This window comes from Nitrosomonas sp. TNE100 (genome assembly GCF_055387135.1).
In genome coordinates, this window is record NZ_AP040997.1 from 935804 (window position 1) to 957959 (window position 22156).

General features: G+C 48.4%; 21 protein-coding genes and 1 CRISPR repeat array (1 of these 22 only partly in view). Of the genes, 4 read left to right on the forward strand and 17 right to left on the reverse strand.

Translation table 11 applies throughout. The features are described from left to right. A CRISPR array of direct repeats spans window positions 1-34; the repeat unit is 37 nt; it begins 2152 nt to the left of the window's first position. A gap of 180 nt (window positions 35-214) precedes the next feature. From cas2 to ACZ5EJ_RS04610, 8 genes are read right to left on the reverse strand one after another with little or no spacing between them, the layout of a single operon-like run. After that, window positions 215-505: a CRISPR-associated endonuclease Cas2 gene (gene cas2 / locus ACZ5EJ_RS04575; protein ID WP_011634094.1), complete on the reverse strand. Its 291-nt coding sequence runs from the start codon at window positions 503-505 to the stop codon at window positions 215-217. 2 nt (window positions 506-507) lie between these two features. Further along, window positions 508-1542 carry a type I-C CRISPR-associated endonuclease Cas1c gene (gene cas1c / locus ACZ5EJ_RS04580; RefSeq protein ID WP_074685266.1) on the reverse strand — a complete coding sequence of 345 codons (1035 nt, stop codon included), beginning with the start codon at window positions 1540-1542 and terminating at the stop codon, window positions 508-510. A 16-nt stretch (window positions 1543-1558) separates the two neighbouring features. Further along, entirely contained in the window at window positions 1559-2185 is a 627-nt protein-coding gene (gene cas4 / locus ACZ5EJ_RS04585) for a CRISPR-associated protein Cas4 (RefSeq protein ID WP_011634096.1), read from the reverse strand. A 7-nt stretch (window positions 2186-2192) separates the two neighbouring features. After that, entirely contained in the window at window positions 2193-3107 is a 915-nt protein-coding gene (gene cas7c / locus ACZ5EJ_RS04590) for a type I-C CRISPR-associated protein Cas7/Csd2 (protein WP_074685268.1), read from the reverse strand. A gap of 5 nt (window positions 3108-3112) precedes the next feature. Next, complete coding sequence (gene cas8c, locus ACZ5EJ_RS04595; RefSeq protein WP_464557576.1) at window positions 3113-4813, reverse strand: type I-C CRISPR-associated protein Cas8c/Csd1; 1701 nt, start codon at window positions 4811-4813, stop codon at window positions 3113-3115. After that, window positions 4810-5535, reverse strand: a complete 726-nt coding sequence (gene cas5c / locus ACZ5EJ_RS04600) for a type I-C CRISPR-associated protein Cas5c (RefSeq protein ID WP_464557577.1) — start codon at window positions 5533-5535, stop codon at window positions 4810-4812. The genes cas8c and cas5c overlap by 4 nt, the downstream gene beginning before the upstream one ends. 15 nt (window positions 5536-5550) lie before the next feature. Next, complete coding sequence (locus ACZ5EJ_RS04605; RefSeq protein WP_464557579.1) at window positions 5551-6672, reverse strand: CRISPR-associated helicase/endonuclease Cas3; 1122 nt, start codon at window positions 6670-6672, stop codon at window positions 5551-5553. Beyond that, a complete protein-coding gene (locus ACZ5EJ_RS04610) occupies window positions 6612-7778 on the reverse strand; it encodes a CRISPR-associated endonuclease Cas3'' (RefSeq protein ID WP_464557580.1) in 1167 nt (388 codons plus the stop codon). Before ACZ5EJ_RS04610 ends, ACZ5EJ_RS04605 begins: the two co-directional genes overlap by 61 nt. A gap of 203 nt (window positions 7779-7981) precedes the next feature. Here ACZ5EJ_RS04610 and ACZ5EJ_RS04615 point away from each other — a divergent pair, with 203 nt between their 5' ends. Beyond that, window positions 7982-9229 carry an EAL domain-containing response regulator gene (locus ACZ5EJ_RS04615; RefSeq protein WP_083331348.1) on the forward strand — a complete coding sequence of 416 codons (1248 nt, stop codon included), beginning with the start codon at window positions 7982-7984 and terminating at the stop codon, window positions 9227-9229. Window positions 9230-9261: 32 nt separating this feature from the next. Here ACZ5EJ_RS04615 and ACZ5EJ_RS04620 read toward each other — a convergent pair whose 3' ends face one another. Continuing rightward, a complete protein-coding gene (locus tag ACZ5EJ_RS04620) occupies window positions 9262-9792 on the reverse strand; it encodes a dihydrofolate reductase (protein WP_074456105.1) in 531 nt (176 codons plus the stop codon). Next, window positions 9789-10583 (reverse strand): thymidylate synthase, encoded by a 795-nt coding sequence (locus tag ACZ5EJ_RS04625; RefSeq protein ID WP_464557582.1) that lies wholly within the window; start codon window positions 10581-10583, stop codon window positions 9789-9791. The genes ACZ5EJ_RS04620 and ACZ5EJ_RS04625 overlap by 4 nt, the downstream gene beginning before the upstream one ends. A gap of 97 nt (window positions 10584-10680) precedes the next feature. Here ACZ5EJ_RS04625 and ACZ5EJ_RS04630 point away from each other — a divergent pair, with 97 nt between their 5' ends. Continuing rightward, a complete protein-coding gene (locus ACZ5EJ_RS04630) occupies window positions 10681-12177 on the forward strand; it encodes a M17 family metallopeptidase (RefSeq protein WP_464557583.1) in 1497 nt (498 codons plus the stop codon). Between the two features lie 31 nt (window positions 12178-12208). Next, window positions 12209-12526: a DUF4389 domain-containing protein gene (locus ACZ5EJ_RS04635; RefSeq protein ID WP_074456102.1), complete on the forward strand. Its 318-nt coding sequence runs from the start codon at window positions 12209-12211 to the stop codon at window positions 12524-12526. Window positions 12527-12564: 38 nt separating this feature from the next. Here ACZ5EJ_RS04635 and ACZ5EJ_RS04640 read toward each other — a convergent pair whose 3' ends face one another. The 6 genes from ACZ5EJ_RS04640 to ACZ5EJ_RS04665 all read right to left on the reverse strand — a co-directional run bounded on the left by ACZ5EJ_RS04640 (window position 12565) and on the right by ACZ5EJ_RS04665 (window position 19993). Continuing rightward, window positions 12565-13653: a sulfate/molybdate ABC transporter ATP-binding protein gene (locus ACZ5EJ_RS04640; protein WP_074456101.1), complete on the reverse strand. Its 1089-nt coding sequence runs from the start codon at window positions 13651-13653 to the stop codon at window positions 12565-12567. 11 nt (window positions 13654-13664) lie between these two features. Continuing rightward, window positions 13665-14534: a sulfate ABC transporter permease subunit CysW gene (gene cysW / locus ACZ5EJ_RS04645; protein WP_074685272.1), complete on the reverse strand. Its 870-nt coding sequence runs from the start codon at window positions 14532-14534 to the stop codon at window positions 13665-13667. A gap of 7 nt (window positions 14535-14541) precedes the next feature. After that, window positions 14542-15375 (reverse strand): sulfate ABC transporter permease subunit CysT, encoded by an 834-nt coding sequence (gene cysT / locus ACZ5EJ_RS04650; RefSeq protein ID WP_464557585.1) that lies wholly within the window; start codon window positions 15373-15375, stop codon window positions 14542-14544. A gap of 335 nt (window positions 15376-15710) precedes the next feature. Beyond that, the gene (locus tag ACZ5EJ_RS04655; protein WP_074685278.1) at window positions 15711-16718 is read right to left on the reverse strand and encodes a sulfate ABC transporter substrate-binding protein; all 1008 of its coding nucleotides are present in this window, start codon (window positions 16716-16718) and stop codon (window positions 15711-15713) included. A gap of 28 nt (window positions 16719-16746) precedes the next feature. Continuing rightward, a complete protein-coding gene (locus tag ACZ5EJ_RS04660) occupies window positions 16747-18174 on the reverse strand; it encodes an alginate export family protein (RefSeq protein WP_464557586.1) in 1428 nt (475 codons plus the stop codon). A 1468-nt stretch (window positions 18175-19642) separates the two neighbouring features. Further along, on the reverse strand, window positions 19643-19993 hold the full coding sequence (locus ACZ5EJ_RS04665) for a c-type cytochrome (protein ID WP_049753093.1): 351 nt from the start codon (window positions 19991-19993) through the stop codon (window positions 19643-19645). Between the two features lie 443 nt (window positions 19994-20436). On the opposite strand from ACZ5EJ_RS04665, the gene rpoH reads away from it, so the two are divergent. Further along, entirely contained in the window at window positions 20437-21279 is an 843-nt protein-coding gene (rpoH, locus tag ACZ5EJ_RS04670) for an RNA polymerase sigma factor RpoH (RefSeq protein ID WP_464557588.1), read from the forward strand. A 49-nt stretch (window positions 21280-21328) separates the two neighbouring features. Here the strand turns inward: rpoH and ACZ5EJ_RS04675 are convergent, their stop codons facing one another. Then, window positions 21329-22042: a type 1 glutamine amidotransferase gene (locus tag ACZ5EJ_RS04675; protein ID WP_464557589.1), complete on the reverse strand. Its 714-nt coding sequence runs from the start codon at window positions 22040-22042 to the stop codon at window positions 21329-21331. Window positions 22043-22156 lie beyond the last annotated feature (114 nt).

The following is a 22156-nucleotide window of genomic DNA, read 5'->3' on the forward strand; positions in this document are numbered from 1 at the left end:
TCAATCCTCGCCCAGTCGGGTGACCGGGCGCTACAGTACAGTTACAACTTCTTGATACATCATCAAAATTCGAGCAGTTTGCGCGAACATGAGATTTTCCTTGACTGCATGTAACAGATAAAAGGAGGGGTAAATTATTTTTCTATTCTGTATCATGTAGTTAGATGTGGCGCGAACCGATCGGTATTTGGCCGATGCTACAGGTTCGCGCGTATCAGATGGTGAGTGGCCCTTCAAAATCAACTGCCTTGAAATTTCCATATTCTTTTACGTGGAGTTTAATTGGTTCGGTTAACCGATACAGTCGCAGATTATCTTCCTGCTCGTCTATTTCTGCCAGCAGGCGGCGTTCCAGTTCTTCATATTGCATCAAATCAATACGGCATTCAAATACGGATTTTTGCACACGCTGCCCGATGCTTTCGCAAACTTTTGCGATTCGTCGCAATCGTTTGCGGCCAGCTTTGGTTTCTGTTGAAACGTCGTAGGTAACAATAATCAGCATCACTATCTGGTCAGGAAAGGGAGATAACCATCCATTTCGCCGCGTATAACACGGGCCATGAATCTTGCCTGAAGTTGCGGCAGCAGGCCGATAGGCACTTTGCTTCCCAGTAACGGATGGGTAACTTCTTCCTGCTTGCGTTCCTGATAAGCAACGACTACAGCTTTCCTGGCTTTGTCCTCCAGATGGACTGCCCCGCCTTCCCGCACCTGCAAATCCTGTGCGGTGATCTGCCCGCGGTTGATCAGCGTCAGTACCAGCCGGTCGGCCAGGAATGCACGGAATTCCTCCATCAGATCCAGTGCTAGTGCAGCTCTTCCTGGGCGTATTGCATGCAAAAAACCTATTTGCGGATCCAGTCCGACACTTTCCAGTGCCGAGCGGCAATCATTCATGACCATGGAATAAATAAATGAAAGCATGGCATTGAAACGATCACGTGGCGGGCGGCGTGTTCGTCCGTCCATTGTAAAGAATTTACGTATATCTTTGCGGACCAGATGGGGCAGAGCAGAAAAATAAGTTTTAGCCGCATCTCCCTCAATCCCGCGTACATGATCAAGATTTCTTGATTGTGGCAAGCTTCGGATTGAGAAGGCCAGAGATTCCGAGGCACCGCTCAATATTCTCTGGTCAGCCTCGTCGTTACTTTCGCGTGCACCGCGTAGCAGTACCTGCCGTGCATTGCGCAATTTGCCGGCAATGATTGCCTGTGTAGTTGCCAACGCAAAATTTTTATCGTTCGCTTTGCGATGCTGAGCCTGGCGTAGTAAAACATTGCCGCTGACCGAACCTTCCAGGCGAGCCTTGAAGCGGCCATTAGCATCCACCAGTACGAGGCTGATGCCATTATCAGCACAACGATGCATCAGGGCCGGGGAAAGCAGCACGTTACCAAAGCATACGACTGAGCCCAGATGATGTAACGGTACCTGTAATTTCTTTTCTCGTTCCACATCGATGCGCAGGGTATCGTTTTCCAGATGTGCATAAGCGTTGGGAGTCAGGATATAAAGGGTATTGAGAATCTGGCGCATAGTCTGTTTTGATCAGTTAATCATTGACAGTAAATAACGCTGCCTGTGCTGTTCGGTAATTCGACTTCTGCGCCAATACTTCTGGCTGACAAATGTCTTTCAGCGAACATTCCCTGCAACGTGCGTCATTTGCAGGAGGTGGTAAAGTGTCGGTCGCCAGCAATGCACGAATGGCAGCAACTGTTTTTTCCACCTGCGCTCGCAAAGCAGAGGTGATGATGACTTCCCGCCGGCGCCGTGAGGAATGGTGATAAATTGAACCGTGCGTGACGGGTTTGCTGGTCATTTCCTCCAGACATATTGCTTGAGCGGCGAGTTGCAGATCATCATGCAGTTTGGCCCGTTTTTTCCCATGTTTGTATTCCACCGGATGAATCTGCCCGTCGGGGTAAAATTCAACGATATCGCACTTGCCGATCAGCCCCAGCCGATCGGACCATACCGGTAAAGAACGTTCGCTGCGTACGCCTTCAAAGGTTTCGAAACCAGGGTCGTCCACATGCTCATGGACGGCGTTACCTCGCATGGTGTGAACGTTTTGATCAAAGGCCTGCTCCAGATGGATCAATGCGCACTGGCGCGGGCAGTAGCTCCAGTGTTGGAGGGCGGAAAGCATGATGGGGTCGTCGGATTCACCACTCATGCTGCTATCAGCCAACAATACGCTGTAATGTCACACCCTGCGGCAAGTCCGCCTCATCTACCATAACGGTGTAATCACTAAAGTCACGTACGATGGAATTTTCATTTTTCAGTTTGGGCTGAATGCGTGCGAATAAACTGTGAGCCGGAGCGTTACCCAGTTCGCTGTTATGTTTGAACACATACAGCCCCCGGGTTGCCATTTCACCTCGTGCAGCAGAGCGATCATGCTCGAACATGCTTTCGAGTGCCTGCCACAGCAATTCGAGGTCGTCTTCACCAAAATCGGTTTGGTTGGCAAGATGGGCAGAGATAAAACCGTGGGCAACGTAGAGACCGTACGGTACGGTGAATTTGCGGCCCATGGTACGGTTGTCGCCAGACTGTTTTTCAGCTTCCGCTTCAGTAGCGACAGCCATGCGGGTAATGGAATGCTCCAACGCCACGATAGGATTGATAGAGCGGGCAAAGGTGAGTTGTACCGGGCCGCGTACTTGGCCACAGTTGATGCCAGTAGACATGACAGCCCCAAACGTGCGTACATCATAGAAATTTTTACACATCCACTGACGAGCTTCTTCAACGGCATTGCCTCCTTTACGCTTTTTATCCTCTCCTTCCAGCAGCTCGGGTTTGCCGATGCCGACATAGGCGCGCTTGTTCTGGTTATTGAGAATGGCTTTCTCTTTAACGTAAATCTCGAAGCGTTTTTTGTCTCCATTCAAGGATTCTGTTACTTCTGACTGATCCCTGGTCATACTGACAAAGTTACGCACTTTGCGTTTCAGGGCGACATCCGTCATCAATCCCAGCCCGGTTTCCGCATCGACACGCGGCAGATTGCCTGCATCTGGATCGCCATTCGGGTTGCCGTCTTTTACATCGAATAGCAATACAAAGTCATAGCGGTTTTTCAGTGTCATGGTGATTATTCTCCTTTATTAGCAGGTTCGGATTTAGTGAAGAAGGCTTGTCGTTGATGGTAATACCCGATAGCAAAACGCCCTTGATCGGCCAGATTCAGATGTGCCGGGAAGTCGCTGATACTGGCCATAATTTCGCCGATAAGTTTTTCAAAAAAGCGTTTGCGTCCTTCTTCCAGCTTGGCAAGATGATGATTTTTCAGCTTCATCAGGTTGGCAAATACGGTAACCGGCGTACTGGAGGCTGCGCCATAGAAGCGATCCCGAATCGTGGCGTTTAGCCCCGGGCTGGATTCTTCCTGTATCTTTTCCAGCGCGGCAAACAGACGGCCGGTACGGTAACCGGGATTGGTATTGGAATTATCGAGTGACACTGTGATCTCCTTTTCTTGAGAGGATGAACGATGTGCCTGCCGGTTCAAACAGGCTTTGATGAGTGAGGCACGAGGGCAGGTGATTTCCCGTTCTGCACGAATGCGGCGCACAGCGGCAGCCAGCAGGGTTTGTGGATAAGGTAACCCTTCCAGAATGGCTCGCATGAAATCACCGGCCAGATTGGGCGGAATGTTTTCCGATTTGCCTTGTGCGGCTGTGGAAACCAGTAGACGGAAAAGCGAGAGATAAGGTTTCTCGAAGCTGGCGTGAACAATCTTCAGATCCTCGAAATGCCGACGTATCCGCTGCGACATTCCGGCAGCCGTGCCTGTCAGCCAGAAACGCACACTGATGCGCGCTGCATTGGGAGCCAGCCCCAGCACATAAAAAGGAGTATCACCCCCCTCATTGGAAAATGTGCCGGTCTCTGGTGACTTGAATAAGGCTTCAATGGCGCGCGTTTGTCTTGCTGGATCATCCTTGGGCGGCTCATCAAAAATACTGGCAAATGAATCCTCCAGTGGAGAAGATTGCTCGGACCAGAACACGGTAGAAGCGTCACCCACCTGAATGCGCTGGGTACTTTCTCTGCTTAATAAATGGTTGAGTGCAGTGGTGTAGGCAAAAGCAGCATGTTTGCCAACGGGTGCATTGGCACCCTGTTCTTTGGCAAAAGAGTTGAATGCCTCCTTATTGAAGGAAACTATATTCGCACCGCTGGTCTGGGCGCCCCAGACACCTTTGATGGCGGTATGCAGGCGCTCGAAGTGGTCAGGTTTGCCGGTAATCAGACAGATGATTTTTTCTGCTTCTGTACTTGTATTTTCAAACAGGGTGTAGACTGCCGGGCGCTGGCAAACCAGCTCCTTATCACCACTTAGCCGGAAGGTAAGAATGGGGTTGGTGTCACGAATTTCTGACCAGAGCGGGTTATTCTCCAATCGCTCTTTTTCAGGAGAGTGCAGGAATGTGCAAATAGCATTCAATCCGACATCATTAATCTCGTTGGCTAATCCTTCCAGTTTTGCCAGGAATGCTGCGTGCTGTTCCTGTACCCGTTCCGGTTTTCCTGTACTGGTTACGCCCAACACATATTCAGTGGTATCCCACAATGGATTAGCTGCAATTCCGGAAGTTTTCTTTACCCCTTGGGGTACCAGAAAGTTGCGGGCAATTTTTTTCTTGCCTGTCATGGTTCTCGTGTCTTCGATCTGTACGAATCTACCATCAGCATTGATCTCGATGATGAACGGAATGGGTTTGATTTCAAAACCAGGGCGAGGTAAGTCCGGCTTGCGTTCGTAGTATTTACATAGCGCTTGCAAAATCATCCTCGCACCTCCACGTTGTTCAAATCCAGCACACCATTTTTCATTTCAGCCCGGAAGAAGCGCGGATCGGGGCTGGCGGAGTTGGAATAATCCAGGTCGTACAGCATCCAGCCCAGATCACGGGTTTCGGTAATTGGCGAGGGCTCGGCGGAAATATCCTCGATCAGCCTGAAGCTGGCAGAAAATTCGCGACAACCCAGATAAGGCTGGTTTACGCATTGTCCTTTGGCAGCGCGACGTTCGAACATGGCGAGAAATTTTGCCGCGGTATTGACTGTGTCAGCCGCTTGCCGTTCTTCCGCATCATTGATGGAATGTTTCACCAGATGCGGATAGTGATGCTTGTGCCGTGAGGCATCGCGCATTTCGAAGTGTGCATGAATACGATAAGCAACATCGCGCAGGAATAACCCAGCACGTTGCTGGCGTTCATTCTCAATGTGCAGGCCAAGGTCGCCGCTACCACTGTTCATAGCAGTCTGTACATTGCGCGTTGATATAACCGCCCCGACTTCATTGCGCCGCAGATTGATCCATTTAATCGGATTTAGCACTTCTATTTTGGTGATATGCCACTGAATGGCAGGTTTCCACAGAATGGCTTCAAACACAGCGCGTGCGGCAGAAGGAGTCATCACGTCATAGCTGACACGTTCGACTTTCATTTCCGGCCGAGTGAAGCAGGCGAAATCACCCGATACTTCCAGACAATAGGTTTTCATGTTTTCTATCCTTTTTCAAATCACCAGGCTATCCGGCGTGATGTTGCTGTCGAACACCACGCCGAGCTTATCGTTGTAAAGCGCTGCACTTGTCTGCGCGTAAATGCCGGGCCATATCTGATATACGTCGCCCTTTGCTTCAAGCTGTGCGAATACATGCCTGGGCAGATTGACCGAGTAACGCTGCAGCTTGCGCATCAACCAGCGTTGTGGCCCTTCCTTTTTCAGTTGGCCGAGCAGCGCATCATTGTTGTCATAGCGCACCAGTATGGTTTGGTAAGCACTGTCATCTATCAGGTGGAATCTGGCTGCTGCGGTGCGGAACTGAATTACGCCATCGCCGGCATCGCGTGTAAGCAAATCATGGATGCCATATTTGTCGAGTGAAGGAGCACGTACGTAAAGATGTTCGAAGAACCGCTTGGCAAGTCCGCGTTCCAGCACATCATTTTTATTGCCGGATAACAGACTGACCGAGATCTGTGCAGCCTGGCGCAACAAGCCGGGAGGCGCAGGTTTGGGGGGGACGAAAACCACTACTTTCCCCGGTGTGTAAAGTTTACCCTCCCGGTTGCAGCGCCCGGCAGCCTGCGCAATTGAATCCAGCCCGGCCAGTGCGCGATACACTACCGGAAAATCAAAATCCACGCCGGCTTCTACCAGTTGCGTGCTGATCACGTGAACAGACTGGTTATTCTTCAATTTTGCCTTGATGTCAGCGATGACGTGGCTGCGGTGTTTTCCGCACATCAGTGCCGATAAATGTATGGTTCCTTCCGGCATCAATCGGTACAGTTCACGTGCATCGTCGCGGCGATTGACAATGCAAAGTACGGTTGAGTGTTTTTGCAGTGCATTGGCGATACTTTGCCAGTCGTCAGGCGTTGTCAGATCATCGGGAACTGTGACTTCAACCCGTTTCAGTTTCCGGTACAGGCTGTCCGGGTCATCCATGATCTCGTGCACATTATCCAGTCCGCGAAAAGGCTGTTCACCGAAAGATTGAAAAGAATCCAATGCCGGTTGGGTAGCAGTGGAAAGTACGAATGTCACGCCGTAATGAGCTGCCAGCAGATTCATGATGTCAGCGATTGGCTGCAAGAATTCTGGTGGCAGCAATTGTGCTTCGTCCAGCACGACGACACTATTAACGATGTTGTGCAGCTTGCGGCAGCGGCTGGTGCGGGCAGCAAACAGGGATTCAAAAACTGGACATTGGTGGTGACGATGATCGGTGCATCCCAGTTTTCCGTTGCCAGCCTGGAGCAGGCATCTTCCTTGTCGGGATCGAGATTGGCGTGATGTTCAACGATGTTGTCACCAAAAACATCGCGAAAAATAGTGGCAGTCTGCTCGATGATGCTGGTGTACGGAATGACATAGATAATGCGCCGCTTCTGGTGCCATATCGCATGCTCTAATGCGAAGGCTGTTCCGGACAGGGTTTTTCCTCCTCCTGTCGGTACCGTCAGGGAAAACATTCCCGGTGCAAGCTGCGCTTTTTTCCGGCATTGGTTCAGGATAGCGGTACGGATGACATTAACCGGTGTATCAGTTTTGGCTTTACTCATCATGTAGTTATCAAATGTTTCCAGCAAGTCGGCCAAATCGCGATAACCTTTGCGGACGGCGGCTTTGCTGCCATCCATGAAAGCCTCGGTATCGAGAAAATCAGCATCGGTTAAACACGAAAACAGCATGCGCAACCAAAGATGCAATCCTTTCGTGCCCCCTTTAGGTTTGGTGGTCGGTAGGGTTTGATCAAAAATATCTGCGGGAACAGCTTGGGGCGGGATACGATCGAGCAGATAGTCATGTTCCGAGTTCAAACGTACGGAAAGCGACTTGCCGCCGGTTTCCGAAGCGGACCAGTCCGGCAGGCCAGCGTGATGACCTGCAATCAGATAAGCCAGAATGCGACCAGATTTACCCAGCTGACGTATTGCGTGAATAGCTCCGGCAGTGGAGTGATCCACACGGCTCGGTGCACCTTCAATATGTGCTTCGGCAGCTTCGTAGCCGCTTGCATTTTTGATGTATCGTTGAAATTCATTGCTGTATTTCCCCAAATCGTGCCAAATTCCCGCCAGCCTGGCCCAGTCGGCGCTACCAAAAGCATTGGCTGCTTCACCTGCACGGCGACCGACTTCACGCAAGTGTTCATCCAGGGCGTGTTCATGCCAGAGATTTTCTTTATCATGACGGACATGAGCTAGAAAAGTCGTATTTTTTCCAGTATTCATATCTTTCAGATTCCTAGAATGGTTTTTAGAGATCAGGTTTTTGGTATTCTGCTGTGCTTGAAGTCGCTCTTAGTTAGCAAACAAAGGAAGAATTACCTGCCTATTATGATGAGAAATTTTATTTAACTCCGTCCGGGATTATTTCGGCGTGCTATGCTTTTTATTGGGTTCCTGAGATTTGTGCACGGGTGATTGATGAAGCGATGATGACTGATATATCTACAACCAGAATCCTGATCCTGGATGATGATCCGTTCATACTGAAGTTGTTGGCGCGTATGTTGATCAATCTGGGATTTCCGTCTGTTGATTGTTGCGAAAACGGTGTGGATGCATTGAAGTTGCTGGATGATGCCACTACCCGGCCTGATCTGATTTTGTTGGATCTCAACATGCCCGGTATGGATGGTATTGAATTTGTGCGCTATCTGGTTGAACGAAAATTTACTGGCAGCTTGATTCTTGTCAGTGGTGAGGATGAGCGCATGCTCAAAACGACGGAAAAACTGGTACAGGCACACAAGATTCCCATTCTGGGTTACTTGCAAAAACCGGTACAGCCTGAAGCGCTACGAATGCAATTGATGAAGCTGGCTTCGTCGTTATCCGGACAGAGTGAAAAGGGAGCCGTCCCCAAAACCTATGATGTGGAAGCAATTAAAAATGCGCTTAATTCCGGAGAGCTGGTCAACTATTACCAGCCAAAAGTCCGAGTAGAGACCGGGGAAATAGTTGGAGTTGAAACACTGGTGCGCTGGCATCATCCCGTGGACGGAGTGATTTATCCCAATCAGTTTATTGGTGCGGCGGAAAAATATGGCCTGATTAATCACCTCACTCAAACGGTACTCGAGCAGGCTTTTGCTCAGGCGGGAATATGGCAGAAGCTGGGTTGTGATCTAAAAGTGGCCGTCAATGTGTCAATGGACAACCTGACATCCCTTGATTTTCAAGATACAGTAGTTAGGTTGGCTGCCGAGACTGAGATTCCTCCCAATAGAATAGTGCTGGAGATTACTGAAAGTCAGTTGATGGGAGATGAACGGGTTCCGTTGGAAATTCTAACCCGCTTGCGCCTGAAACGTTTTCATTTGTCTATTGATGATTTTGGTACGGGACATTCTTCACTGACACAGTTGCGGGATATTCCGTTTGATGAACTTAAGATTGATCAAGGGTTTGTGCATCACGCTTCCAAGGATGTAACGCTGCGTGCAATTTATGATGCCAGTCTGGCATTGGCGAAGCAGTTAAATATGGAAGTAGTCGCCGAGGGGGTGGAGAATCGTGAAGACTGGGAATTACTGCGCCAGACCGGCTGTGATCTGGCGCAGGGCAACTTTATTGCGCAGCCTATGCCAGCCGAAGAACTGGGTGGCTGGGTGAAAAAGTGGCGTGCTCGAATAGAAGCTGAATCACTCGTTTCCGGGGGTGAGGAGCAAGCGCAGTAGAGTTCTTCAGCAAGTAGGCCAGGTTATGTTGTTCAGCTACCAGAATCTGGCAGCTTGTGATCCAGCATCACAAAGTGGTATTCCAGGCCACTACCTCCTGTTTCATGGTGGATTTCGCGAGAAATTTCCTGCCAGTCATCGTGATCGTACTCCGGGAAGAAAGTATCGCCTTCAAAATCCTCCTGAATCTCGGTCAGGTACAGGCGCTGACACAGTGGTAGTGTTTGTCGGTATAGCTCAGCACCTCCAATGACAAAAATCTGCCTGTCATCATTGGCGAAGTGATCCAGCACTTCCTGAATTGAGTGTGCCGTGATAATTCCCGGTACATCAAGAACATGCTGACGAGAGAGCACAACATTGGTACGGTTAGGCAGAGGTTTGCCAATGGAATCAAATGTACGACGCCCCATCACAACGATATGACCGGTGGTTAGCTGTTTAAAATGCTTAAGATCTGCTGGTAAGTGCCAAGGTAATGCATTATTCAATCCGATCACTCGGTTGGCTGATATGGCAGCTAGAATGGCAAGCCGGGAGGTGGCAGGTTGCAGTATAGTCATACGGCAACAGGCGCCTTGATGGGCGGATGAGGATCATAATTATGTAAGGTGAAATCCTCGTACCTGAAATCAAGAATATTTTTGATTGCCGGATTTAGCTCCATTATGGGAAGGGATTTTGGTTCACGAGTCAGTTGCAGGCGAGCTTGTTCAAGGTGATTCAGATACAGGTGTGCATCTCCAAATGTATGAATGAATTCACCAGGCCTGAGATTGCAGCACTGCGCGATCATTAGTGTCAGCAACGAATAGGAAGCAATATTGAATGGAACACCCAGGAAAATATCCGCGCTGCGCTGATAAAGTTGGCAGGAGAGCTTGCCATCCACCACATAAAACTGAAACAGGACATGGCAGGGAGCGAGTGCCATTTTGTCGAGATCTCCTACGTTCCAAGCAGAAATAATCATCCGGCGTGAATCCGGTGTTGCTTTGATTTGCTGGATTACTTGCGCAATCTGATCGATGGATTTGTCGCCGGAAACAGTCCAGGAACGCCACTGGTGGCCATAAACCGGTCCCAGCTCCCCGCTTTTATCTGCCCATTCATTCCAGATGGAAATACCATTTTTCTTCAGATAGTCAATATTGGTATCGCCGCGCAGAAACCACAGCAATTCGTGGATGATCGATTTGACATGGCATTGCTTGGTTGTTACCAACGGGAACCCCTGTTGCAGATCAAAACGCATCTGATAACCGAAGATGGAAAGTGTCCCGGTACCGGTGCGATCAGTTTTTTTATGACCGTATTGCAACACATGTCGCATTAGATCAAGGTATGGATGCATGAATAATCCTGAAAGTATGAATCAAGCAGATATAATAGAGCGCTATATCAATTGAATAGTACAGGTGGCTTTTAAAGCCAGTTTACTTAAAAAAATAATGCTCGCAACTCTTACTCAAAACGACGATACTTTTGACGAATCGACTCAGGCTTCTCACTTACTGATCATCTTTCCCAAGACAGAGAAAATACCCGGGAAATACCCATTGCCTGCTGAGCAGGTGCTCAATGATTTACTGCAGCGGCAAGGCGCATCGCCAGGCCGGTTGGCGGAAAAACCGTTATCTGTCAACCTGCAGAATGGTGCGCTTTATGCCTGGACGATGGTGGATACAGGCAAATCGGTATTTGAACAACAAACCGGGATTCGCAAGGCAATGCAACTGCTGCTGAATGAGAACCCGGTTGAAATTCATCTGGCTGTTTATGGAGATGAGACACAAAGACGACATCTGGCCGAACTCGCAGTTTATATCGCCTGGATTAATGGGGCAATACTACCGATACGTAAACAGCGTAAGGCGGATGACAAGCCACTGGAGAGAATTTATTTGCATGGCGCGGCTGATTCCACTGGATTTGCCATACAGTGCGCACAGGCAGAGGGAAATTTTCTTGCCAGAGGATTGACTATCCTGCCTCCCAACGAGCTGACTCCCAAGACTTACCGTGAACAAATAAAAAAGCTGGCTGCCAGTGAAAACTGGCAATACCAGGAATATGAATTATCCCGGTTGCGCGAGATGGGGGCAGGTGCATTTACAGCCGTCGCGCAGGGCAGCTTGACGGATGATGCGGCAATTGTTTATTTACGTAGAACGGCAAAAAACAGTGAAACTAACAGAACAATCGCCCTGGTGGGAAAGGGTATCTGCTTTGATACAGGCGGACATAATCTTAAATCGGCGCGCTATATGTATGGCATGCATGAGGATATGAATGGTTCGGCGGTAGCGCTTGGGGCACTTCTGGCTGCAACCCGGGCCGATCTGCCAATCAACATAGATTGCTGGCTTGCTATTGCCCAGAACCACGTGAGCCCCGATGCGTTCAAGCAAAATGATGTGATTACTGCTCTGAATGGTATGACGGTAGAAGTCGTTCATACGGATGCGGAAGGGCGGATGGTACTGGCGGATACGCTGACACTTGCTGCCAGAGAAAAACCTGATCTGATTATCGACTATGCTACGCTGACAGGCAGCCTGATTACCGCACTGGGCACTCGCTACAGCGGAGTTTTTACCAACCGTGATTATCTGGCGCAAAATGCGGTGGCAGTGGGCAGAACAAGTGGCGAACGAGTATGCGTGTTTCCGGTGGACAATGATTATGAAGCTGATCTCGAAAGCAAAATTGCCGACATCAAGCAGTGCTCCATAGAAAGTGAGGCAGACCATATTCTTGCCGCCTGTTTCCTGCGACATTTTGTGAATGATATTCCCTGGTTGCATATGGATCTTTCTGCTTCCCGTCATCAGGATGGATTGGGCGCGATCAGTACGGATGTTACCGGGTTCGGCGTTACCTGGTCGATTCATTTTCTGCAGGAAATGCTCAAAATTTTGCAGAAAAGAACAGGGAGAACTCGCTGATTATCAACCTTATTTCACTGGTATTTTCTCCATGAATGATGAAGTGAAACAACGTTTGCAAAATACTGAAACCTGGACCCGGGTACTTTTTATGCTGTTGTTTTTTTTCGTCCAGGGAGGAGTAAAATTTCTGATTATGCTGCTAGCGGTATTCCAGACAGTCTCAACCCTGTTGGCCGGACAAACCAATATTCAGCTGCTTAAGCTGGGCCGTCAACTGGCAATGTATGACTATCAGATCAGTTTGTTTCTGACCTTCAATAGCGAGCGGCGTCCATTTCCATTTTCTGCCTGGCCTGCTGATACAAGCGGTTATAACTCGAGCGATAATCAGGGCAATCAAGGCTGATTTTCAATAAAGAGCATTTAAAGAATACCGTTACCCTATTAATAAATCAGCTGTTCCTGGTCATGGTTTGGGAACAAGGCGAGACGACGGGGCTTGATAAAAACCTGATCTCCTTTTACCAGCTGTAATTTACGAAAATGTTCCTTGCTGATTGCGGCGTGAATGGTGTGCTGGGTCGGATTATCTCCATGTATCAGTTCCAGTCGTACTACCGGGCCAATTGAGAGAATGTGAACAACATGTACTGCCAGTGCGGATTCACCGTTTATAGCCCGGCTCACCTCAATATCATGGGGGCGAACATAAGCAATGGCGTTGAGATCTTCTGCTGCAGCATGTTCGGGCACATCGATTTTCAAGCCGCTGATCCATGCCTGACCATGGTGTACACGGCCATGGAAAAGATTGACGTGGCCCAGGAATTCGTACACGAATGGGTTGGCTGGTTTTTCATAAACTTCATCAGGGGTGCCGATTTGTTCGATACGCCCCCGGTTCATGATGACGATCCGGTCTGCCACTTCCAGTGCTTCTTCCTGATCATGTGTAACAAAGACACTGGTAATGTGCATGTCGTTGTGCAGTTTGCGCAGCCAGGCACGCAATTCTTTACGCACCTTGGCATCCAGCGCGCCGAAAGGCTCGTCCAGTAATAAAACGCTGGGTTCGACCGCCAGTGCCCGTGCCAGTGCGATGCGCTGGCGCTGGCCTCCGGAAAGTTGGTGTGGATAACGGTCTGCCAGCCAGTCGAGTTGCACCAGTTGCAGTAGCTCGGTCACGCGACGATTGATTTCTCGGGTGTTGGGACGCTCTTTTCGGGGGCGCACACGCAGGCCAAATGCCACATTCTCGAAAATGGTCATATTACGAAACAGCGCATAGTGCTGAAAAACAAAACCAACATGGCGGTCACGGACATGTTTGGTAGTTGAATCTTCCTGGTTGAATAACACCTGCCCGGAATCAGCAGTTTCCAGGCCAGCAATAATGCGCAGCAACGTGGTTTTACCAGAACCGGAAGGGCCAAGCAGGGCGAGCAGTTCGCCTGGATTAACTTGTAAATTAATATTATGCAGGGCAACAAAAGAGCCAAATTGCCTGGAAAGATTGCGTATCTCGATACTCATGTGTAATTTCCTTATCTGGATGTTTTCTGCGCAACTCTGGATTCAACAAATGTTTTTAGTGCCAGCGTAATCAGTGCCAGTAACGCCAGCAGGGAGGCCACTGCAAAAGCAGCAGCAGAGTTGTATTCGTTGTAAAGAATTTCGACGTGCAGGGAAAGTGTATTGGTCAGGCCGCGAATATGTCCAGAAACAACCGATACCGCCCCGAACTCGCCCATTGCCCTTGCATTGCAAAGGATGGTGCCATACAGCAATCCCCACTTGATGTTGGGAAGAGTGATATACCAGAGCGTCTGCCAGCCATTCGCCCCGAGAATGATGGCCGCTTCTTCCTCCTCTGTTCCTTGGGCTTGCATCAGTGGAATCAGCTCGCGTGCGATAAATGGCACAGTCACAAAGATGGTGGCCAGAACAATGCCAGGCACTGCAAAAATGATAGAAATATCGTGCTCTCTCAACCACGGCCCCATCCAGCCCTGCAGACCGAATATTAGTACGTAAATTAATCCGGCAACGACGGGAGAGACGGAGAAGGGCAGATCAATCAGGGAGATCAAAATACTTTTGCCGCGAAACTCGAATTTGGCAATTGCCCAGGCAGCCGCAATGCCGAAAGCCAGATTAAGTGGTATAGCAATGGCTGCAGCGGTCAGTGTGAGCTGGATGGCAGCGAGAGCATCCGGTTCGGTGATAGCAGCGATGTAAACATCCCATCCTTTTTTCAGCGCTTCAAAAAAGACTGCTACCAGCGGCAGTAAAAGAAAAAGGGATAGGAAGGAGAGCGCCAGCAGGGTGAGTATCCAGCGTGCCCATGGTGATTCCTGTGTAACCAGTATCTTGTGCGGTGCCGAAGAGGCTTGAAGTAATGGGATGGTAGTCATGATTCCTTTATACTTTTATGCCGCGATGGTGAACCCACCATTGCAACAGGTTGATGATCAGCAAAAGAATGAATGAAATCACCAACATCACGACAGCAATAGCAGTTGCACCGGTGTAATCATATTGTTCCAGTTTGGTGATAATCAGTAACGGCGTGATTTCCGAAATCATCGGGATATTGCCGGCGATAAAAATTACTGATCCATATTCCCCGATAGCGCGGGCAAACGCCAATGCAAAGCCAGTGGTCAGTGCGGGCAGAATTGTGGGGAAAATAATGCGCCGGAAAATTTGCCAGCGAGTTGCACCTAACATGGCTGCAGCTTCTTCCAGTTCTTTTTCGATATCTTCCAGTACGGGCTGAACGGTACGCACAACGAACGGCAATCCGATGAATATCAGGGCAACAAATACGCCGATGGGTGTGAATGCAACCTTGATTCCCAGTGGTTCCAGGTACTGTCCGATCCAGCCGTTCCCCGCGTAAATTGCGGTGAGTGTGATGCCGGCAACGGAGGTGGGCAGTGCGAAAGGCAGATCGATCAGGGCATCGACCAGACGCTTGCCCGGAAACGGGTAACGTACCAGCACCCAGGCTACCAGCAATCCGAAAAATGCATTGACCACTGCGGCTGCAAATGAGGCTCCAAATGTCAGTCGATAGGATGCGATAACTCGGGGTGCGGTCACGGTACTCCAGAATTCCGGCCAGGTCAGTTTCGCGCTGTGGATGAATGCTGCCGACAGGGGAATTAGCACGACCAGACTCAGGTAGAGCAGGGTGAATCCAAATGCCAGATTGAACCCGGGTAACACACTGTATTGTTTGAAAGTGCTCAAAATTCAAGCTCCTGTTATTCGATTGTGAAAATCTTTTCTAGATGGCGGCCGAGATCATATTGCGAGTTATGCTGCCTGTCCTAAAAACCGCCCGGCGGATAATACATATCCGCCTGCTTTGCTGCTGTTAGTTGCTCTTGTATTTCAATTTTTCTGACAGGCAGGAGGGATCCTGGTATCACGAGTGCTCCCGTCTTCTGAATAGCCATCCATCTGATAGTGCGGTAGCTCGTTACTACTCAATAGGCGTGGGTGCACACTCAGAAAAATTTGACATTTCCGGGTCTTCTTGAATTTGAATTTATGAGCAGTCAATATGCTGGATACAGAATCAATCATTGATTTACATATATTTTGTCGAACAGGCCGCCATCCTTGAAGTGGATGCTCTGCGCTTTCGGCCAGCCACCAAATACTTCATTTATCGTAAACAGATCGATTGCCGGGAACTGGTGAGCGTATTGCCTGGCTATTTCCGGATCACTCGGCCGATAGAAGTTGCGTGCAGCAATTTCCTGTCCCTCTTTGCTGTATAGATAATCGAGATAGGCCTGCGCGATATTACGTACGCCATGTCTGTCAGCATTTTTGTCAACGACGGTGACAGGGGGTTCGGCAAGAATACTGATCGAAGGTATGATTATTTCGAATTTCTCCGGGCCATATTCCTTGAGTGCCAGAAAAGCTTCATTTTCCCAGGAAATCAGAACGTCCCCTATACCGCGCTGGATGAAGTTGATGGTTGATCCACGCGCCCCTGAATCGAGTATCGAGACATTCTTATAAAGTCTGGTGAGGAACTCTTGTGCTTTTGCTTCATCACCATCATGTTTTTTTAGTGCAAAACCCCACGCTGCCAGATAATTCCAGCGTGCGCCACCCGATGTTTTCGGGTTGGGGGTTACGACGGCAACATCCGGTTTGATCAGATCATCCCAGTCCTTGATTCCTTTGGGATTATCTTTGCGTACCAGCAGGACGATTGTTGAGAGATAGGGTGAGCTGTTGTTGGATAAGCGTTTCTGCCACTCGGCCAGGATCAGTCCGGATTGTTCGCTGATTGCATCGATGTCGTGAGCAAGGGCAAGTGTCACTATATCTGCAGGCACACCGTCGATGACCGCACGTGCCTGCTTGCCGGAGCCGCCATGAGACTGTCTGACAGTAATTTTCTCTCCGGTTTTTTCCTGCCAGTAGCGGGTGAATTTACGATTATATTCCTCATACAGCTCGCGTGTCGGATCATAGGAAACATTGAGAATGGCCCGATCAGCAAGTGCCTGATTAGAATTTACCATAACCAATATTAATAGACCGACTGACAACCATGTGTTGAATTGCATTTGATTTCCTTTTGTAAATAAGTCGATGTTATTTGAATGCGCTGACAGCGATTTCTACATAAAAAAAGTCCGTACCGGCAGTTGTTTCTCCTAGTTCCGCCAGTTGCCGATTTTTTACAAATCCACCGTTGAACCAATGCGAATAGCCCAGTGTGGTACTGATATGGGGCGTCAGCCTGTAACGGGCGCGAATATCGGCTGAATGTCCGAGAAAGCTTCCGCTGTTACCACTGCGATCACGGTTATTTCCATTGCTACTGAGAAGGTTATTGAAACGATCGGCTTTACTGGCGAGCCAGAAGCCGTTATAGCCACCATCGATTTGTAAATCCGGGTGTGGCTGGAACTCTACTTTGATTTTTGGTGCCTGGATATTTTCCATAATGACATAGTCATCAGCTGACCAGGGACGTCCGAAACCGAAAAATCTTTCAAAACGGTTATTTGTATGGTCATTGGGATCACGATCACCGCTTATATAACCGTAAAAGGCACTCATGCGAGGCTTCCAGGCAGCCTGCTGAAAGGTATAGCCAAATTCAAGTAAATAGGCGTGCGCTGATTTTTTCTGTCCGCCGTCGCGCCCAAACTGATAAACAGCGCCGAGATCGAAATCCACTTCAGTGTTAGGTACAATGCCGTAGGCCCGGATGGCGGGAGAGTGGATTTCACGTTTGGCTCGTGTTCCACCATCGTCATCCTGTATCAGTCCCATGTAATAGGGTTGGATGGTGACTATTTTTGACCACTGGCGAAAATGTCCGATTACGCCATAAAACCACTGACCTTTGTCGCGCCGGTCAAATTTGTCTATCAGTCTTATGACCGGCTGCACGCCCCATGCGTCAAATTCCCAGTTATTCGATTCCTGGCCTAATGTCATGCGGAAACCCTCAAAATTATTGGTAGTGTTACGCCATTGATTGCTGGCCAGTAAGCGCCGATCCAGTGCTTCCCATACCATGCGGCCACCTCGAATTCTGACAGGGCGATGATTACCCAGGTCATCCCGCCCCAGCGCATCCTTAAAATAGAGTTCACCATAGGTTTGGATCAGTTCGAATTCATTCCAGTCGCGATTATCTTTAGGGAATTTACTGTTATAGCGGCGAGCATCTTCAAATTCGACGACGAAGCGCAGGGGATCCAGAATTTCCCTGATACCTAGATAGGCTCGTGTTCTGAGTAGAACAGGGTTATCTGTGGTAATGCGTGAGCGCCGGATATCATTGTGGCGATGTTCATAACGTATGCGGTAATCCAGCCCGACATCCAGCCAGTAAAGATTTTTGAGGGCATCAATCCCGGTTTGAGACAGATTACGAACATAACGAGGTGGATCGGATTCCGGGTGCGTACTGTAGCTGCGAGCGCGCTGGTATAAATTTGGCCATGACGTTGTCTGTATCGTTTGGCTGCTTCCAGTTGTTGTGAAATCTTCTTTTGCGTAAGCCATATTTGTCTGTGACAAAAATATAATCAGGTAAAGCCATATCCATGTTGGGCGTTTCATTCATACCCCGTGTCGGGAAGAAGTTATCCAGTTCTTCTGGCCGGATGGTTGCAATATTTTCAATAATGACAATTATTCTTGTTGTGGTTGTCAGTTGATGATTCTCGGTGTTTCCGCATGAGTGGGGAGAAGATACCAACGATCGCTTATTATTAAAAATAATAAATAATGATTTCTTTATTGTTATTTTGAATATAAAGAAAATGACTCAGCTGTGAGGAGAGTTTGATAAGTAGCTGAGAAACGCGGTTGAGTGAAGATCAACCCGGGTAATCAAGGGCTTTTTGTTGCTGCTCGTGCTGCATTGTAGGCCGCAGATTTTTTTCGAATAAATTGTTGGTAATTCACCCGTCAGTTTATTCAAGGGTGATCAGATGTTATTAGAAGGCGTGGATTGATACTTCGATATAAAACAGATTAGGGGAGTTAGTAACTTTTCCTGGTGTCACCAATTGTTGTTTCTTTACAAACTCGCTAAACCCTTGATCTGAGCAAAATGGGATAATCATTGGTGATTTGTGAGCGTCGGATATCGTTGTTGTGAAATTAATAATATGTGCGGTTCTCTAGCCCGGCATCCAGCCAGTAAAGATTCTTGAAAGCATCAATTCCGGCTTGAGAAAGGTTGCGGACATATGCGGGATGATCACGTTGTAGAGTGACTCACATAATAACTACGTGAACGGCGATAAAAGGTAGACGATTCACGATTTGAATGGTGTTGATGTCCGTTTGTTCGATTTGGCGATCTTTGGCGGGTAACAAACTACTATCTGCGTGAATTATGGCCTGGTAGAAGAAAAAATGGCTTGGATAAGCCATATCCAGCTGAAATATTTCATTTGTTTTTATCTGAAGCAGAAAATCTCTTCCCAGAAGGGAGAATACAAGTTGTCGATAGGTGGTCCGGGGAGCTGTTCAACAGCTACTCGATTGGGTTCGTGGTTCGGATGTGAACCGGAAATTGGCTGATAAGTTAATAGTGTGCGTTTTTCGGTTTCTTACCCTTAGGCCAGTCCTGGAGTTTTTTTACAAAATCCGGCCGAGGTTGTCGAGTAAAGTATAGTGCTACATCAAAGGCCTCTTGATCGGTTAATGTATTGCCTTGCCCAAGAGGCTATTGGCTTTGGTAAACGCAGCCGCTGTATTTAGTCTGGCCATGCCGGCAGCGATATTAAAGGATTTGTCTCCCCATAGCGCAGGAAAAATTACTTCACCGTTTGGCCCATATTGCCCTTGCCCGTCCGGCTAATGACAAATAGCACATTTATCGGCATAAACTTTTTTCCCTCTTTCCATATCTGGAGGTTGAGGCGCGGTAATTCTGATAAAACCGCGACCCTCTACATCCACGCCAGTTGGGACATCTTTTGATAGCCAGTGCATATAGGCGAGAATGGCGAGCATTTCATTACTCGTAGGGTAATGTTTTTCCGTTCAAAGAACGCTCGAAACAGTCGTTAATCCGATCTTGCAAAGAATTGATCCTGGCGTTTCTGGCACGGTACCTAGGGAATGCTCCCCAAATTCCGACCCAGGGTGCGGCATTGGGTTGGCGGCCGCCATTGAGATGGCAGCTTGTACAGTTCAATGCACTCCCTGAATTATTTTTTAGAAGCAGAGATGTCTGAAACAGGAGCTTCTGACCCAGACGAATGGCATCTCCCTGCGGGCTGGCAGGAATGGTGGATTCATCAGGAGGATTAAAAGCTGCCTTTTCTACAGCGGGTGGCTGAGCGATGGCGCTCCTGCGCCCAGCCATAGTAGAAGTAATAAATGATACATTTTCATTGGGTCTCCTTTGGCAACTATTACAATTTCCAGTGGGTATCTAAAAATGCGGACTGATCAAGATGTATGGTGTTGTGATGAAAATTGAAAAAATAGCATACTCCTACGGAACCGGATTTCAACCATCTTGACCACTATAATTTATTCAGCTTTTCCTCTGCTGCTTGCCAATCGGATCGCCAGGTGTCATCTTTTATCTTTTGGATAGTTGCTGTGGTTTGTGATCAAATATTTCGGGATATTTCGCAGAGAGAACAGCCTCAAATAAAAGCATATTTGTTCTTTGTTTGATGACAGGATCTTTTGTTGTTTTACCTTAATATTGAATTAGCACTCGAGGGGTGAGAGTGCTAAAATATGCTTGTTGATTTTATATTCCGTAATATTCATTCGGAAATCAGGAGGAAAATATATATGAGTGAGATTTTAACTTTACCGGTAATAAGTGGAGGGAATCTGGAGAGCTATATTCGTGCAGCTAACAGTTTTCCTGTTTTATCACGGGAAGAGGAAATATCGCTGACTAAAAAAATGCAGGAAAATGGGGATATCAATGCAGCGCATCAACTGGTACTTTCTCACTTGCGTACAGTTGTGACGATTGCACGTGGTTATCTGGGCTATGGGTTGCCACATGCTGATTTGATACAAGAAGGTAATATCGGCTTGATGAAGGCTGTCAGACGTTTTGATCCGGAACGTGGTGTTCGCCTGATATCCTTTGCAATTCACTGGATCAAGGCGGAAATCCATGAATTCATCATGCGCAACTGGAGGTTGGTCAAGATTGCCACCACCAAACCGCAGCGAAAGCTTTTTTTCAATCTGCGTAGCATGAAAAAAGGGCTGGATACGATGAATCAGGCAGAGGTTGCGACCATGGCAGAGCAACTGGGCGTTAAGGCGGAAGAGGTTGTCGAGATGGAAACACGCTTTAGTGGTCGGGATATTTCACTTGAGCCGCTAACGGATAGTGATGAAGAGGATTTTAGCCCGATTGCCTATCTGACAGACGGATCAGACCCGTCCAGAGAGCTGGAAAAAGAACAGCTGGAGCGGTTGACGCATGCGAAACTGAAAGATTCTCTAGATAGCCTGGATGAGCGCAGTCGTCGTATTATTGAGGCCCGCTGGCTGCGGGAAGATAAGGCCGCAACCTTGCATGAACTGGCTAAAGAATTGGGTGTTTCTGCCGAACGGGTGCGCCAGATTGAAGCCAAGGCCATGAAGAAAATGCGAGCTGAAATAGCTATTTAACAACTGCTTTATGTAATCTCCTGATGGATGGCCGTATTGCTTGCGGCCATCAATTTTTTAATGCAGTTATCCATTTTTTGTACAGACGATCTGCAACTGATTGCAATGCAGTAATGCGCTCCTCCAGGTTCGTCTGAATTTCCTCACTACTACTGACGGCGGGATTTCCATGGTTACGCAACAGCTCATCAATATTCGCTTCGCACCATGCTTTGACCATCGCCGCTGTCATTTCAATGTGACACTGCATACCCAGATGGATGCCCAGTGCAAAAGCCTGATTAGGACAATAAGGGCTGGATAGCAGTCGTACAGCATTTGCCGGTATGCTGAAGGTTTCACCGTGCCAGTGAAAGGCGTCAAATTCTGAGAGATCGCTGCCAAACCAATCCTGTGCGATAGGTGTGCTTTCTTCAATATGCACTTGTCCCCAGCCAATTTCCTTAACTGGGTTACTTGTTACGATACCCCCGAGGGCGGTTGATAACAGTTGCCCACCCAGGCAATGGCCCAGCACCGGGATATCAATGGCTACTGTCTGCCTGATGAGTGATAATACGAGGTTGATCCAGGGAAGATCATCATGCACGCTCATTGGCCCGCCCATTAATACCAAACCACTGTATCCCCTTGGATTATTCGGAGGAAGCATGCCTTTATCCAGGCAGATGAGCTGCCAGGGAATATGATGCTGATCAAGAAATGTGGCAAAATAGCCGGGCCCTTCAAGTGAGAAAAACCTGAGAATTGCGACGGGTTTCATTAATAATATCCTTCCTGGAATAAATGAACGGATTTCACTGTTCCCTTTCGGGTATTCTGTTTTGTTCAGTAGCGTGTGAATTGTACGGTTTTCCGGGTTTTTGCGGGTGGAAGC